Genomic DNA, 15017 nt, shown 5'->3' with positions numbered 1-15017 from the left:
TTTCTCGCCCCAATTTTTATCCTTTACACGTCAACAAGTGGCTATTAAATCACCAGTATGTAAAGTTTTTTCAGCTAAAACTGAAAGCGCATCCAGGCGAAGTAGACGTTGCCATTGTTATAGGTTCCCGGGATATAGGTCATCTGAAAAGTGGCCGGGCCGTAGCCCACAGAGGCCAGCGGCAGCACCAGCGGAATGGGGATGTAGTTCCAGTTATCGCGCGCCGTCACAGCAGCGGTAAAACCGAGACCCAGATGGAGGTTATCATCAGCCAGCGGACGCCAGGTTTTTTCCCAGCCGTAACCCGCGATCGGCTCCCATTTATTATAGGAATCTTTAAACGCCATGGCGTACAGGCCATGCCAGTTACCTTTCTCATCCCAGCGTGACTGACCAAAGCCCGCGCCCCACGGTCGCTCATTGTAGCGGTCGGTCTTCTCTTTATCGTAAGCGAAGCGGGCATGCCATGTAATGGCGGGCACATAGAGATCGTAATGCTGGGGGGCTTCCCAGGTCTCAACCATATCGTTATGGATAGTTTTGACCCAGGCTCTCAGGGGAGGGACATCTTTAGCCATTGCTACAGTCGAAAAAGAGAACTGAGCAAAAATAAAAGGAAATACAATGAAAAACTTATTAATAATTGTCACAACTTTATTACCACTTTACTTTTCGCAGCGTGTTCTTGCCCAGAATAGTGGAATGGCAGCCTGACGGCATGGGTGTTTATCTTAATTATTAACGGCAAAAGATAAGAATTCTCCTGGTAAAAGAGCGCGCGCCGAAAAATACCTCATGAACAATAAACAAAACCTATACTGATGCAATAATTTATGCAGCGCATGAATAAATAATACAGATATCATCGTCAACCTGACCCTCCCGCCTGCCAGCTGCACAACAATGCGCTACATCATCTCTGCACTGCCCTTCCCGCCTCGCATCCCCGGCAGCATTCGGGCCACGATGGCGACAACGGCCATCACTTTAATAAGGATCGCACTTTCGTAAAACGCCACAATAAACACTTTATTTTAGCCGTCATGATCGCGAACTTAATATATTCACATCCCGCGTAATATAAAGCACAATAATAATATCAAACCTTGCCAACACACCTGACACAACACTATTTCCCACCGATAAATCATATTCCAGAAACCATAACAACCAGATATCAATAATAAGTCAAAAAGGTAATATCCCCATGAGGATAAGCCCCTCAGGAATAAAGTTAAAAGTCAGCCTGAGCAGCGTCTGGCGCTGGCAAAAGAGACTGGAACATACGCGGGGAAACGCCTGAGACAGAAGCCGTTTTCGATTTATTTCGTTTTGTGCGGTGACTGGCTCTCTACAACCCGTGCAGAACTAACCCACGCTCATCAGCGTTGCGGCAGTAGCATAATCGGCCTGAATACTTCTTTAGTAGGCGTTTTATTGATTTTGGTCAGCGAGGCCGGTCCATTATTTCGGCACATTTTGTCACCTTAACTTTATTGCTAATTATCCTTTCGCTCTGGGGGCGTCGGGACACTGAGGGATCCATGCTAACGTTTATCGAGTTACTGATTGGAGTGGTGGTCATTGTCGGCGTCGCACGCTACATCATCAAAGGCTACTCCGCCACCGGCGTGCTGTTTGTGGGCGGCCTTGTCTTACTGATTGTCAGCGCCCTGATGGGCCATAAAGTGCTGCCATCCAGCGCCACCAGCACCGGTTACACCGCAACCGACATTGTTGAGTACATCAAAATCCTGCTGATGAGCCGCGGTGGCGATCTGGGGATGATGATCATGATGCTCTGTGGGTTTGCCGCCTATATGACGCACATTGGCGCCAACGATATGGTGGTTAAGCTGGCCTCAAAGCCGCTGAGCTATATTAACTCCCCTTACCTGCTGATGATCGCCGCCTATTTCGTCGCCTGTCTGATGTCGCTGGCCGTGTCGTCGGCAACCGGCCTGGGCGTGCTGCTGATGGCCACCCTGTTCCCGGTGATGGTCAACGTGGGGATCAGTCGTGGCGCGGCGGCGGCTATCTGCGCCTCTCCGGCAGCGATTATTCTCTCTCCGACCTCCGGTGACGTGGTGCTGGCCGCCAAAGCCGCCGAGATGCCGCTGATCGATTTCGCCTTTAAAACCACTCTGCCGATCTCCATCGCAGCCATTCTCGGCATGGCGGTTGCGCACTTCTTCTGGCAGCGTTACCTCGATAAAAAAGAGAACATCTCCCACGAAAGACTCGACGTCAGCGAAATCACCACCACCGCCCCTTCGTTCTACGCCATCCTGCCGTTTACGCCCATCGTTGGGGTGCTGATTTTCGATGGCAAATGGGGGCCGGAGTTGCACATCATCACTATTCTGGTGATCTGCATGCTGCTGGCGGCGGTGCTGGAGTTTGTTCGCGGCTTCAATACCCAGAAGGTATTTAGCGGCCTGGAAGTGGCGTATCGCGGCATGGCGGATGCCTTCGCTGGCGTGGTGATGCTGCTGGTGGCGGCCGGGGTCTTTGCCCAGGGGCTTAGCACCATCGGCTTTATCCAGAGCCTGATCTCCATCGCCACTTCGTTCGGTTCCGCAAGCATTATCCTGATGATGGTGCTGGTGGTGCTAACCATGCTGGCGGCGATGACCACCGGTTCCGGTAACGCGCCTTTCTACGCCTTCGTGGAGATGATCCCGAAACTGGCGCACTCCTCCGGTATTAACCCGGCCTATCTCACCATCCCAATGCTGCAGGCTTCCAACCTGGGCCGTACCATCTCCCCGGTCTCCGGCGTGGTCGTGGCCGTCGCCGGGATGGCAAAAATCTCGCCTTTCGAAGTGGTAAAACGCACATCCGTGCCGGTCCTCGTGGGCCTGGTCATCGTCATTATCGCCACAGAGGTATTGGTGCCAGGCACCGCTGTGGGTTAAGGCACACTACAGCATAAAGCGCCTACGGGCGCTTTTTGTGCTTTAATAATCCCCAGCAATATTTTGCTTTCAATCATCAGGAATAGACATGTTCAGAAAGGATCTCGTTTTGCCTGCCAGCGCAGCCGCCGTGGTGCTGTGCGCCTTTGCGGCGCAGGCTGCCCCGCTTCAGGCAACACAATATGCGGATTTTGATCGCTACGTGCTGGCGCTCTCATGGCAGTCCGGCTTTTGCCAGAGCCTGCACGATCGCAACCGCGACGCGCCCGACGAATGTCGACTGCAAAAAGAGCGTGACGATAAAACAACGATCCTCACCGTTCATGGTCTGTGGCCGGGCTTACCAAAATCCATCGCCGCACGCGGAGTCGACGATCGCCGCTGGATGCGCTATGGCTGCGCAACCCGCCCCATTCCCAATATGCCGGAGGCAAAAGCCAGCCGTAAATGCGATGCCGCAGAGACCGGATTATCGCTGACGGGTGCCGCGAAGCTGAACGAGGTGATGCCTGGCGCAGGTGGCAATTCCTGCCTGGAACGTTATGAATATGCCAAACACGGCGTCTGCTTCGGCTTCGATCCCGACGCCTATTTCAGCACTATGGTGCGGATGAATCAGGAAGTGAAGGCCAGCCCGCTTGGGCAGTTCCTGGCGGCAAATTACGGCAAAACCGTCAGCCGAAGCGCGTTCGACGCCGCGGTAGCCAAAAGCTGGGGGCCGGAGACGGTGAAAGCCGTTAAACTCAGCTGTAGCGGCAAGCCAGCCTATCTTACCGAAGTGCAGCTCACGCTCACCGCTGCCAGCATCAACGCCCCGCTGGCGACCCCCTCGTTCATTGCCCAACCGCATCCGGGTAACTGCGGCAAGCAATTTGTGATCGACAAGATCGGCTACTGAGGTTGGCTCACCCTTTTCGGGCGTCCGGGCGTACCAGATCAAAACGCTGATCCTCACCGATGGCGAAGTACGCCGTCGGCCCCCCGGCGCGCAGGACCGGCTGCGCTTTCGCCGTCTGGTAAATGCCGTCCTGCAGCAGGCTTTCATCAATGTGGATCCCGACCACCTCCCCCAGCACCAGCCAGGTATCGATCGAATCGCCGTTCGCCGCCGTCAGCTGGATGCACTGCGACAGGCGGCACTCAAAGTTGACCGGGCTTTGCGCCACGCGCGGGACTTTCACCACCCGGCTTTCGGCTTTGGTCAGCCTGGCACGTAAAAACTCATCCTCGCCGTGGGGCAGGCTGGCGGAGGTTTCATTCATGGCGCTGGCCAGTTCCCGGGTGGTGAGATTCCAGACAAACTCCCCGGTCTCGACAATATTGCGCACGCTGTCTTTCCAGCCCGTGCTGGCGAAACCGATAATGGGCGGATGGTAGTTAAAGCAGTTGAAGAAGCTATACGGCGCCAGGTTAGGGCGTCCTTCAGTATCGCAGGAGGCAATCCAGCCAATCGGGCGGGGTCCAACAATCGCGTTTAATGGATCATGCGGCAGGCCGTGTCCCTGGGAAGGTTGATAAAAATACATAACGCTCTCTGGAAATTGAGGAATAAAAATCGGCAGGCACGGATTACGCTTCGCTCATCCCCCTACCCCAAGAGGATCAGCGTAACGCAATCCGTAGAAAAGTAAGACTGAATAAAGTGCGACAGTCTTCGTTGTTCTGCTGTTATGGGTGTTTCACGCGACATAACTTGCGCCTTAAAAGAATAATCCAGATTGACGAAGATTCACCTTTTTCGCCTGAATTTCATACTAACGACCCAGTAATGGCCGTTGGATTAAATCCACGCCATGAATGTGACAAGCATCACTTCAAACTGGGGCACAGACTCAGTATTATCAGACAGAGTTGAACCCTCGCTACCGGATGGCGAGGGTTTTCTTTTGGCATCTCTTCTGCGGTTGTCGCAGCATTAACGACATGGAGTAAATAATGTCCAGACCCACAATCATCATTAACGAACTCGATGCTGAGCGTATTGACCGCCTGCTGGAGCAGCCGGCCTTTGCCTCGCTGCCTATCGCCAGCGCCCTGAACGACGAGCTGGATCGCGCGCAGATGTGTGCGCCGCAGGACATGCCCGCTAACGTGGTGACCATGAACAGTCAGGTAAAATTTCGCGATTTGACCACCGGCGAGGTGCGCACCCGCACGCTGGTCTATCCGGCGCAGATGACCGACAGCAGTACACAACTGTCGGTTATGGCACCGGTAGGTGCTGCGCTGATTGGCCTGCGTACTGGCGATACCATCCACTGGGAACTGCCGGGCGGTACCGCCACGCATCTGGAAGTGCTGGAACTGATCTGGCAGCCTGAAGCGGCGGGCGAATACCTGCGCTAATCCCATCTGAACAAGCGTTAACCCGCTTTGCCCAGAGGATGCCAGGGCATCCTCTTTCCGCGTTTTCTACTGTCAGATAACGCCGCCCGGTACAGGGTTGACCAGCCCGGTAACCCGCTCTTTTGCCACTTCTGCGCTTTGCGCGCCGGGTACCAGGATAATTTTTCGGCAATCTTCCTGACGTTTCTCAAAGATTTCGTAGCCACGAGCCGCCTCTTCAAACGGCATATAGTGGGTCACGATCTCCTCCGGTTTAAGCAGCCCCTGTTCAATCAACGGCAACAGTTCGCCGAGCCAGGCGTGAACGTTGGTCTGCCCCATTTTAAAGGTGAGTCCTTTGTCGAAGGCATCGCCAAACAGGAAACCGTGAATAAACCCAGCATAGACGCCGGGGACGCTGACAATACCCCCGCGCCTTACCGCGGCGATACACTGCCGCAGGGCTTTACCGCTGCTGCCTTCGAGCTTGAGGTTTGTCAGCACCGTTTCGGTCGTGCTCCCTTTCGCCTCAAAGCCGACCGCATCAATCACCGCGTCCACCCCACGCTGGCCACGGGTCTGCTCGATAATTTTTTCTGCGGCATCGTCGTCGCGGTCAAAATTGATTGGGATCGCGCCGTAACGGTCCTGGGCAAAACGCAGCCGGTAGTCGTGATGATCGACAATAAAAATCTGCTCAGCCCCGAGATAGCGTGCGCAGGCGACGGTCAAAAGCCCCACCGGCCCGGCACCGAACACCGCGACGCTGCTGCCCTGGGTAATCTGGGCATTTTTGGCCGCCTGCCAGGCGGTAGGCAGGATGTCCGAGAGGAACAGCGCTTTATCATCTGACAACACCGGCGGCACCTTAAAAGGCCCGACATTGCCTTTTGGCACGCGAACATATTCCGCCTGGCCGCCGGGTACGCCACCGTACAGATGGCTGTAACCAAAGAGCGCAGCCGGAGGTGGGATCTGTTTTTTATTCAGGGTCGCGCCGCGCCCAGTGTTGGTACTTTCGCAGGCGGCATATTGCTGCATCCGGCAGAAAAAGCAGTCGCCGCAGGCAATGACAAAGGGGATCACCACCCGGTCGCCTTTCGCGAGATTTTTCACGTCGCGCCCGGTCTCCACCACTTCGCCCATAAACTCATGGCCGAAGATATCACCATGTTCAACCTTAGGTATCTTCCCGCGATAAAGATGCAAATCAGAACCGCAGATCGCAGTTGCTGTGATGCGCAGAATGATATCGTCAGCTTGCTCGATGGCCGGATCGGGTACTGTTTCAACCTTAACGCTGTGTGGTCCGTGATACGTCAATGCTTTCATTCGACCTCCGGTTTCAGAGAAAAAAATGCGGGTTTACCTTAAAAGGGTAGCCATCAGCGGGGATATACCGGGGAATTGTGAGGCTTTGAGATTAATCCTGGATGTAAAGCGTAACGGCAAAAGGCCGACAAACGAGGCGATATAAAAAAGTGTCAGCGAGCTATCAGAATCCAAATATATTTTGTGTTTGAATGGATTAAGCGTAAATAAACAAGGAGAAACGGTTATGTACCAGACAATTATCATGCCGGTGGATGTTTTCGAGATGGAATTGAGCGATAAGGCGATCCGCCACGCTGAATTCCTGGCCCAGCAGGATGGCATTATTCACTTACTGCACGTTTTACCTGGCTCTTCCAGCTTTGGTTTGCATCGCTTCGCCGCCGATATGCGCCGCTTCGAGGATCATATTCAACACGAGGCACAAACCCGGCTGAAGACCATGGTGAGCCATTTCAGCATCGACCCGTCGCGGATCAGAACCCATGTCAGTTTTGGTAACGTCCGTGACGTGGTAAATGAGGTGGCCAGCGAGCTGAAAGCCGATATCGTGGTGATCGGGTCGCGTAACCCGTCTATCTCCACTCACCTGCTTGGCTCCAACGCCTCCAGCGTGATCCGCCACGCTTATATTCCGGTGCTGGTGGTGAGATAAAAAAGAGGGTTGCGTAATCCGCCCTTCTCCACCCATCAGCCTGGCACCAACGCCGCCAGCGCGATCCGCCACGCTTACAGCCCGGTGCGGGTGGTGAGATAAAAAAGAGGGCCACGCAACCCGTCCCTCTCCACCCATCGGCCTGGCGCCAACGCCGCCAGCGCGATCCGCCACGCTTACAGTCCGGTGCTGGTGGTGAGATAAAAAAAGAGGCTACCGTCAGGTAGCCTCTGTGTTTTGCAGGTGTAGTCTTACGTTCTTATGCTTTGGTGCGAATCAGATGATCGAAGGCGCTCAGGGAGGCTTTCGCCCCTTCGCCGGTCGCGATGATAATCTGTTTGTACGGTACGGTGGTGCAGTCGCCCGCCGCAAACACGCCCTTCACGCTGGTTTCACATTTGGCATCGATGATGATCTCGCCCATGCGGTTACGCTCAATTGCGCCTTCCAGCCAGGTGGTGTTTGGCAGCAGACCAATCTGAACGAAGATCCCGGCCAACGCGACGCTGTGTACATCGCCACTCACGCGGTCACGGTACTCAAGACCGGTCACTTTGCTGCCGTCGCCTTTCACTTCGGTAGTCTGCGCATTCAGGATGATATCGACGTTTTTCAAGCTGCGCACTTTATCCTGCAGAACCTGGTCGGCCTTCATCTCTGGCGCGAATTCCAGCAACGTAACGTGTTCAACAATGCCCGCCAGGTCAATTGCCGCTTCCACACCGGAGTTACCGCCGCCAATCACCGCAACGCGCTTGCCTTTAAACAGCGGGCCGTCGCAGTGCGGGCAGTAGGTCACACCTTTGGTGCGATACTGATCTTCACCTGGCACGTTCATGTTGCGCCACTTGGCACCGGTAGCAATGATGATGCTGCGCGCTTTCAGCACCGCGCCAGAGGCGGTTTCAATCTCATGGAAGCCGCCTTCCTGCGCCGCAGGCACCAGCTTGCTGGCGCTCTGGCTGTCGATCACATCCACTTCATAGTCATTGACGTGCGCTTTCAGCGCGCCAGCCAGTTTTTGACCTTCGGTTTTTGGCACGGAGATATAGTTTTCGATATCGACAGTATCCAGCACCTGGCCGCCGAAACGTTCGCCCATCAGACCGGTACGAATGCCTTTACGGGCAGAGTAAACTGCCGCCGCCGCACCCGCCGGGCCGGAGCCAACGATCAGCACATCATAGGCATCACGCTTGTTCAGCTCTTCAGCAGCGCGTTTTTCAGCGCCGGTGTCCACTTTGGCAACGATCTCTGTCAGTGTCATACGACCCTGACCAAACTCTTTGCCGTTCACAAACACGGCCGGAACGCCCATCACGTTGCGATCGGTGATTTCGTTCTGGAACACGCCGCCGTCAATCGCGGTATGTTTGATGCGTGGGTTCAGCACCGCCATCAGGTTCAGGGCCTGCACCACGTCCGGGCAGTTATGGCAGGCGAGCGAGTAGTAAGTTTCAAATTCAAAATCACCCTCGATATCGCGGATCTGCTCCAGCAACGCCTGCGCCTCTTTCGACGGATGACCACCGGTCCACAGCAGCGCCAGCACCAGTGAAGTAAATTCGTGTCCCAACGGGGAACCGGCAAAGCGCGGACCCTGAGTAGAACCTGGGTTGGTGATCAGGAAGGACGGCTTGCGCACCGGCAGGCTGTTATCTTCCTTGAAGGTCACTTTCTCAGACAGTTCGGCAATTTCTGCCAGCAGTTCCTTGATTTCTGCCGATTTAGCGCTGTCGTCCAGCGTGGCAATCAGCTCAACAGGTTTGGTCAGCTTCTCAAGGTAGGCTTTGAGCTGGGTTTTCATATTTGTGTCGAGCATTATTCATCTCCTGCTTAAAAAACATCATCATGCAAGCGGCCTTATCCGGGCTGCCTGAATGCAACTTGCATCATGGTGCTGGAATGAAATGGGCGCAGATGCGCCCATTGATACCGGGTGGCACGTCGTTTACCCGGCCTACGGTTGTGTAGGCCCGTGCAAGCCGAGCGCCGCCGGGCATTGCAGACGAATTTCCAAGGTGGTTCGCGTCAGCGCAAGGCGGCTAGCCTGTGAGTCCCCGGCGCTTACAGAAGTAAGTGACCGGGGCGAGCAGGCGACGCCAACACCGCTATGGCGCGAAATACGACGGAAATTTAGATTTTGCCGACCAGGTCCAGAGATGGAGCCAGAGTCGCGTCGCCTTCTTTCCATTTCGCCGGGCACACTTCGCCTGGGTGAGAAGCAACATACTGAGCCGCTTTGATTTTGCGCAGCAGGTCGGATGCGTCACGGCCAATACCTTCAGCGGTAACTTCGATGGCCTGGATGATGCCCTGCGGGTCAACGATAAAGGTGCCACGGTCGGCCAGACCTTCGTCTTCACGCATGTTTTCAAAGTTACGGGTCAGGGCGCCAGTCGGGTCACCGATCATCGCGTATTTGATTTTCGCGATGGTTTCAGAGCTGCTGTGCCATGCTTTGTGGGTGAAGTGGGTGTCAGTAGAGACAGAGTAAACGTCTACGCCCAGCTTCTGCAGTTCTTCGTAGTGATCTGCAACGTCACCCAGTTCGGTCGGGCAGACGAAAGTGAAGTCAGCCGGATAGAAGAAGAACACGCTCCAGCGGCCTTCGGTATCTTTCTCAGTGATCTCTACGAAGTCACCGTTTTTGAACGCCTGGTTTTTGAAAGGTTTAATCTTGGTATTAATTAAAGACATCTGTACTTCCTCCGTGTTTTCGTTGAAAGCTAAGGTAACGAACTTTTCATAAACGGGCTAATGCGTTTGCTTTATCAAATCAATCAGCAATACCTAACAACGTCTGACGCATAATGGGATTAACAAAAGTAAAAAGGCCACCTTAACGGCGGCCCTGTTACCTGAAAGACCCGGGGGTCTCTTCAGTGCCAGCCAAGGCTGGCGATGCGTTGCGCTCTACATTACCTTTCGCAAGGTCGTAACAGCGTCATCGATTACACCACCCACCCCGATAAAGGGCAATTAGCAAAGACGTTGTAATACCTATGATTGCGATAGGTTTTATCTAACCCCTTTGTTGTCATTGATTCAGATAGCAGGCATACCAGGATGCGGTTGGGGAAAATGCCGATCGGCGTGCCGCCCTGTTTAAAATGCAGAAAGCTCATCAGTCAGGCACGGTACGCCAGGAATAACCAGATTGAATTACATCAGGTTGTTAGATTAACGGACAGAGACCAACTTAATATGATGATGAGTGCGTCTTAATACTGTAGTGGCGGCAGAATATCAACTATTCCGCACGCTTTTTTCAGATAAAAATCATCCCACCAAAGGCTACGCGTTTATTTCATTAATCTGCATCCATGATATATTAAGATTGAATTTAAATTCAGTTAAGTTATTCAATCCATTGGATGGTGAATGGCTGACTAACTTCTATAATTATTGTGTATAAGAATGCGGTAACAGCACAGCTTATCAGGATGAACAATGGCTAATCTTTACGATCTGAAAAAATTCGACCTTAACCTGCTGGTCATTTTTGAATGTATTTACCAGCACCTCAGTATCAGCAAAGCGGCGGAAACGCTTTTTATTACCCCTTCCGCGGTGAGTCAGTCTCTGCAACGATTACGTAATCAGCTTAACGACCCGCTGTTTATCCGCTCCGGGAAAGGGATCACGCCGACCACAGTAGGGACCAATCTGCACATTCATCTGGAACAAAACCTGAACCAGCTGGAGCAAACCATCAATATTATGCATGGCAGTAAACTGACAAAGAACTTTGTTATCTACTGTCCGCAGTTGGTCACACCCCAGGTGATGCTCGAGCCAATGAAGCGCCTGATGGACCTGCATAATTATGAAATTGAGCTGCACGATCTCCTGCTTGCGCCGGACTCCACAGAGAGCCTGCTGGCCTACCGTAAGGCAGATTTAGTGTTCTCCTTTGCACCGGTTCAGAATCGTTCTATCGTCTGCACCCCGTTCAAAACCCTGCCGTTCACCCTTGTCTGCCGTAATGACCATCCGCGCATAAACGGCAAAATTGAAATCGAGGACCTGCTACAGGAAAAGTTCACTGCATTCTTGAGTGAGGAACCTGGCGTAAAAGATTACCAGCAAAAAATGAATCATAAATTGTCGGAAAGAAATATCGTGTTCAGAAGCGACTCTTTTATGTCAATCCTGGCCATGATAAGCGCCTCAGATTTAGTGGGTGTTGCACCTGAAACAACCTTTGAACAATTTGGCAAAGTGCTGAATTTAAAACGCGTCGAGGTCGATTATAAATTGCCTCCCGTTGAAATTTACATGATGTATAACCGCTCCGCGTTAAACAGTCCGGTATTTGCAGATTTTATTGAAAACAGCCTGGCGTAAAAAAGCCCGTATTTCGTGTTTAAAATAACGGGCCACTGTAAAGCGAGCCTGATGACTCACTGCTTAAATCAAATTGCCGCCAGGCGCTCGGCTGCCGCCCGCAGCGTAGCCTCCTGTTTGGCGAAGCAGAGACGTATCAGTTTGTGGGGGAACGGGTCGGCACAAAATACCGATAACGGTATTGCCGCCACGCCTACCTCTTTGGTGAGCCACTGGCAAAAACTGACATCATCCAGATCGGAAATGGCGCTGTAGTCAGCCAGCAGGAAATAGGTGCCCTCGCAGGGTAAAATTTTCAGCCGGCTGGCGCTCAGCGCGTCGATAAACAGATCCCGACGGGCGCGGTAAAAGTCCGGCAGCTCACGGTAATGTTCCGGCTGGTTACGCAGCATATCGGCAATCGCCAGCTGAGCCGGGGTGTTGACCGCAAAGGTCAGGAACTGATGCACCTTGCGCAGCTCGGCGCTGATCGCCGCCGGTGCCACACAGTACCCCACCTTCCAGCCGGTCATGTGGAAGGTTTTACCAAAGGATGAGACGGCAATCGCCCGCTCACGCAGCTGAGGATGAGCCAGCACGCTGGCATGTCCCGCGTCGGCAAAACAGATGTGCTCGTACACTTCATCGCTCAGGACATAGATTTCACGCTCCGCAATAGCCTGCCACAGCGCAGCAAAATCCTCTTTCTGCCAGACCGTTGCCGACGGGTTATGCGGCGTATTCAAAATCACCAGCCGGGTTTTATCGCTCAGCAGCCCTGCAAAATCCTGCCAGTACGGGCGGAAATGCGGTGGCTGGAGCGCCACGCGCTTCACCACGCCACCGGACAATTCAATCGCCGGGGCATAGCTGTCGTAGCTCGGGTCAAAGCAGATCACCTCATCGCCGGTACGCACCAGAGCAGTAATCGCCGCATACAGCGCTTCGGTCGCCCCTGCGGTGACGGTGATCTCACTGTTTGCATCCGGTTGATAGCCATACAACTCTGCGGTTTTGTCGGCAATCGCCTCGCGCAGCGGCTGCGCCCCGGTCATCGGTGCATACTGGTTCGCGCCGTTTGCCACATGGTAAGCCAGCCGTTGTTGCAGATAATCCGGGCCATCGAAATCGGGAAAACCTTGCGACAGATTAATCGCCTTATGCTGCTGCGCCAGGGCACTCATCTGCGTGAAGATGGTGGTGCCGAGACCGGGTAGTTTACTCTGTGGAATCAATGGGTTATTGCTCATTTCAACGGACCTGTATGTAATACATATGTTGCTGCCACTATAACACGATGTTAGTATTTGGCAATCAAGACGCTTAGACGTCTAAACCATAATGATATTCCTGGCCGAAGAGGTAAGAAGGATGACAGACAACCTGCAACTCACATCCCTGGTCGATGCCTGCCATTGGATCGGCGCAAAAGGCTGGGCACCCGCCACCGGCGGCAACATGTCCGTGCGTCAGGACGATAACTGGTGCTGGCTCAGCGAATCCGGTAAAGACAAAGGTAGCCTGACGCCCGATGACTTCCTGCAGGTTGAAATTGCCACCAACCGCGCCCCCTCCGGGCGAAAACCTTCCGCAGAAACCGGCCTGCACACGCTGGTTTATCGCCTCTTCCCCACGGCGAACGCGGTGCTGCATGTCCATACGGTAAACGCGACGGTGCTGTCGCGACTGGTCAAAGAGCCGGAGCTACACCTCAGCGGCTTTGAGATGCAAAAGTCACTCAGCGGCCAGACCAGCCACCTTGATACCGTGCCCATTGCCGTGTTCGATAACGACCAGGACATTGACGCCCTCGCCTCCCGAATCGCCGATTACGCCCGGCAACGTCCGCTTAATTATGGTTTTCTTCTGCGCGGTCATGGCTTAACCTGCTGGGGACGCGACGTGGCAGAAGCCCGGCGTCACCTTGAAGGCCTCGAATTCCTGTTCGAGTGCGAGATGCGTTTACGACAACTGGAGAGAGTATGATTCGCGCGATTGTGACGGATATTGAAGGCACCACCAGCGATATCCGTTTTGTCCACAATGTCCTGTTCCCTTATGCACGCGAGCGGCTGGCGGCTTTTGTCAGCGCGCAGCAGTATGCCGAACCGGTCAACACCATTCTGGACAATCTGCGCGAAGAGATTGCTCAGCCGCAGGCCAGCACCAACGACCTGATCGCCACCCTGTTCGCCTTTATGGATGAGGATCGCAAATCAACGGCGCTGAAAGCCCTGCAAGGGATCATCTGGCAGGATGGCTACGTCAACGGTGATTTCACCGGCCATCTCTACCCGGACGTGCTGCCCGCGCTGGAAAAATGGAAGTCGCAGGGCATTGATCTCTATGTTTATTCCTCGGGATCGGTGGCGGCGCAAAAACTGTTATTTGGCTACAGCGACGAAGGTGATATTACTCATCTGTTCAGCGGCTATTTCGATACCCATATTGGCGCCAAGCGCGACGTGCAGTCTTATCAGAATATTGCGGCACAGATTAACCTTGCCCCCTCGCAGATCCTGTTCCTGTCAGATATTCATCAGGAGCTGGACGCCGCTGAGCAGGCCGGTTTTCGCACCCTGCAACTGATTCGCGGCGATGACGACGGCGCCAGCCATCATCATCAGGTGCACCAGTTCGACGACATCAACCCGGAGCAGATCCCTTCATGAGCGCATTGACCATTTTTTCCGATAAAGAGGCCAGCGAGCCGCAGTGGCACAGCACCGACCCAGAGGCGATCCAGCAGCAGCTGAATGCCCGTGGCGTTCGCTTTGAACGCTGGGAAGCCGACCGCGACTTAGGCCAGGATCCGGCAGCCGACACGGTGATTAATGCCTACCAGCACGCCATCGACAAGCTGGTGGCAGAAAAAGGCTACCAGAGCTGGGACGTGATCAGCCTGCGTGCGGATAACCCACAAAAAGAGGCCCTGCGCGCGAAGTTTCTCAATGAACATACGCATGGCGAAGATGAAGTGCGTTTCTTTGTCGAAGGCGCCGGGCTGTTCTGCCTGCACATCAATGACCAGGTGTATCAGGTTCTGTGCGAGAAAAACGATCTGATCTCCGTACCCGCCGGCACACCGCACTGGTTTGATATGGGTTCGGAGCCGAACTTCACCGCCATCCGTATTTTCGATAACCCGGAAGGCTGGGTGGCGCAGTTCACCGGCGATGCGATCGCGGATGCGTATCCAAGATTGCCTTAACGTTTTTCCCTCTCCCCTTTGCTGAGGGATCCCCACAAAAAATAGGCACGGTCGGCTCCTTCTCCTGATATTGGCACGGTCGGCCCCCTCTCCCGATATTGGCACGGTCGGCCCCTCTCCCGATATTGGCACGGTCGGCCCCCTCTCCCGATATTGGCACGGTCGGCCCCCTCTCCCGATATTGGCACGGTCGGCCCCCTCTCCCCTTTGGGGAGAGGGCTGGGGTGAGGGGTACATGCGGCTCAGG

General features: G+C 54.1%; 14 protein-coding genes. 8 read left to right on the top strand and 6 right to left on the bottom strand.

The features are described from left to right. Nucleotides 1-74 precede the first annotated feature (74 nt). Complete coding sequence (pagP, locus tag ACF8PE_RS09960) at nt 75-650, bottom strand: lipid IV(A) palmitoyltransferase PagP (protein WP_032617017.1); 576 nt, start codon at nt 648-650, stop codon at nt 75-77. A gap of 894 nt (nt 651-1544) precedes the next feature. Between pagP and dcuC the strand changes: the two genes are divergently transcribed. Both dcuC and rna read left to right on the top strand, forming a co-directional pair. Next, nucleotides 1545-2918, top strand: coding sequence for an anaerobic C4-dicarboxylate transporter DcuC (gene dcuC, locus ACF8PE_RS09955; RefSeq protein ID WP_032617015.1), 1374 nt, complete (start codon nt 1545-1547; stop codon nt 2916-2918). Nucleotides 2919-3006: 88 nt separating this feature from the next. Beyond that, nucleotides 3007-3816 carry a ribonuclease I gene (gene rna, locus ACF8PE_RS09950; protein WP_151583738.1) on the top strand — a complete coding sequence of 270 codons (810 nt, stop codon included), beginning with the start codon at nt 3007-3009 and terminating at the stop codon, nt 3814-3816. A gap of 7 nt (nt 3817-3823) precedes the next feature. On the opposite strand, the gene ACF8PE_RS09945 is transcribed toward rna, so the two are convergent. Continuing rightward, on the bottom strand, nt 3824-4444 hold the full coding sequence (locus ACF8PE_RS09945) for a flavin reductase family protein (RefSeq protein WP_204231066.1): 621 nt from the start codon (nt 4442-4444) through the stop codon (nt 3824-3826). 409 nt (nt 4445-4853) lie between these two features. Here ACF8PE_RS09945 and rnk point away from each other — a divergent pair, with 409 nt between their 5' ends. Next, nucleotides 4854-5264: a nucleoside diphosphate kinase regulator gene (gene rnk, locus ACF8PE_RS09940; protein WP_059308523.1), complete on the top strand. Its 411-nt coding sequence runs from the start codon at nt 4854-4856 to the stop codon at nt 5262-5264. A 72-nt stretch (nt 5265-5336) separates the two neighbouring features. Here rnk and ACF8PE_RS09935 read toward each other — a convergent pair whose 3' ends face one another. Continuing rightward, entirely contained in the window at nt 5337-6575 is a 1239-nt protein-coding gene (locus tag ACF8PE_RS09935) for a zinc-dependent alcohol dehydrogenase (protein ID WP_032617011.1), read from the bottom strand. 226 nt (nt 6576-6801) lie between these two features. On the opposite strand from ACF8PE_RS09935, the gene uspG reads away from it, so the two are divergent. After that, nucleotides 6802-7230, top strand: a complete 429-nt coding sequence (gene uspG / locus ACF8PE_RS09930; RefSeq protein ID WP_032617010.1) for a universal stress protein UspG — start codon at nt 6802-6804, stop codon at nt 7228-7230. A 259-nt stretch (nt 7231-7489) separates the two neighbouring features. Here uspG and ahpF read toward each other — a convergent pair whose 3' ends face one another. Together ahpF and ahpC are read right to left on the bottom strand one after the other, a co-directional pair. Further along, nucleotides 7490-9052 carry an alkyl hydroperoxide reductase subunit F gene (ahpF, locus tag ACF8PE_RS09925; protein WP_392494811.1) on the bottom strand — a complete coding sequence of 521 codons (1563 nt, stop codon included), beginning with the start codon at nt 9050-9052 and terminating at the stop codon, nt 7490-7492. A 314-nt stretch (nt 9053-9366) separates the two neighbouring features. Next, nucleotides 9367-9930, bottom strand: a complete 564-nt coding sequence (ahpC, locus tag ACF8PE_RS09920; RefSeq protein ID WP_032617008.1) for an alkyl hydroperoxide reductase subunit C — start codon at nt 9928-9930, stop codon at nt 9367-9369. A gap of 753 nt (nt 9931-10683) precedes the next feature. Here ahpC and ACF8PE_RS09915 point away from each other — a divergent pair. After that, nucleotides 10684-11580, top strand: coding sequence for a LysR family transcriptional regulator (locus tag ACF8PE_RS09915; protein ID WP_032617007.1), 897 nt, complete (start codon nt 10684-10686; stop codon nt 11578-11580). 68 nt (nt 11581-11648) lie between these two features. On the opposite strand, the gene ACF8PE_RS09910 is transcribed toward ACF8PE_RS09915, so the two are convergent. After that, nucleotides 11649-12809, bottom strand: a complete 1161-nt coding sequence (locus ACF8PE_RS09910; protein ID WP_392494810.1) for a pyridoxal phosphate-dependent aminotransferase — start codon at nt 12807-12809, stop codon at nt 11649-11651. A gap of 121 nt (nt 12810-12930) precedes the next feature. On the opposite strand from ACF8PE_RS09910, the gene ACF8PE_RS09905 reads away from it, so the two are divergent. The 3 genes from ACF8PE_RS09905 to ACF8PE_RS09895 are packed head-to-tail and all read left to right on the top strand — an operon-like array spanning nt 12931 to nt 14770. Continuing rightward, the gene (locus ACF8PE_RS09905) at nt 12931-13545 is read left to right on the top strand and encodes a methylthioribulose 1-phosphate dehydratase (RefSeq protein ID WP_130589170.1); all 615 of its coding nucleotides are present in this window, start codon (nt 12931-12933) and stop codon (nt 13543-13545) included. After that, nucleotides 13542-14231 (top strand): acireductone synthase, encoded by a 690-nt coding sequence (gene mtnC / locus ACF8PE_RS09900; protein ID WP_032617004.1) that lies wholly within the window; start codon nt 13542-13544, stop codon nt 14229-14231. Before ACF8PE_RS09905 ends, mtnC begins: the two co-directional genes overlap by 4 nt. Further along, a complete protein-coding gene (locus ACF8PE_RS09895; protein ID WP_285125303.1) occupies nt 14228-14770 on the top strand; it encodes an acireductone dioxygenase in 543 nt (180 codons plus the stop codon). The genes mtnC and ACF8PE_RS09895 overlap by 4 nt, the downstream gene beginning before the upstream one ends. Nucleotides 14771-15017: the final 247 nt, after the last annotated feature.

The organism is Leclercia sp. GLN_9, from assembly GCF_043105735.1.
Classification (GTDB): Bacteria; Pseudomonadota; Gammaproteobacteria; order Enterobacterales; family Enterobacteriaceae; genus Enterobacter; species Enterobacter adecarboxylatus.
Note: the sequence above shows the minus strand (reverse complement) of the source record. Positions and strands in the feature narration are given on the sequence as shown.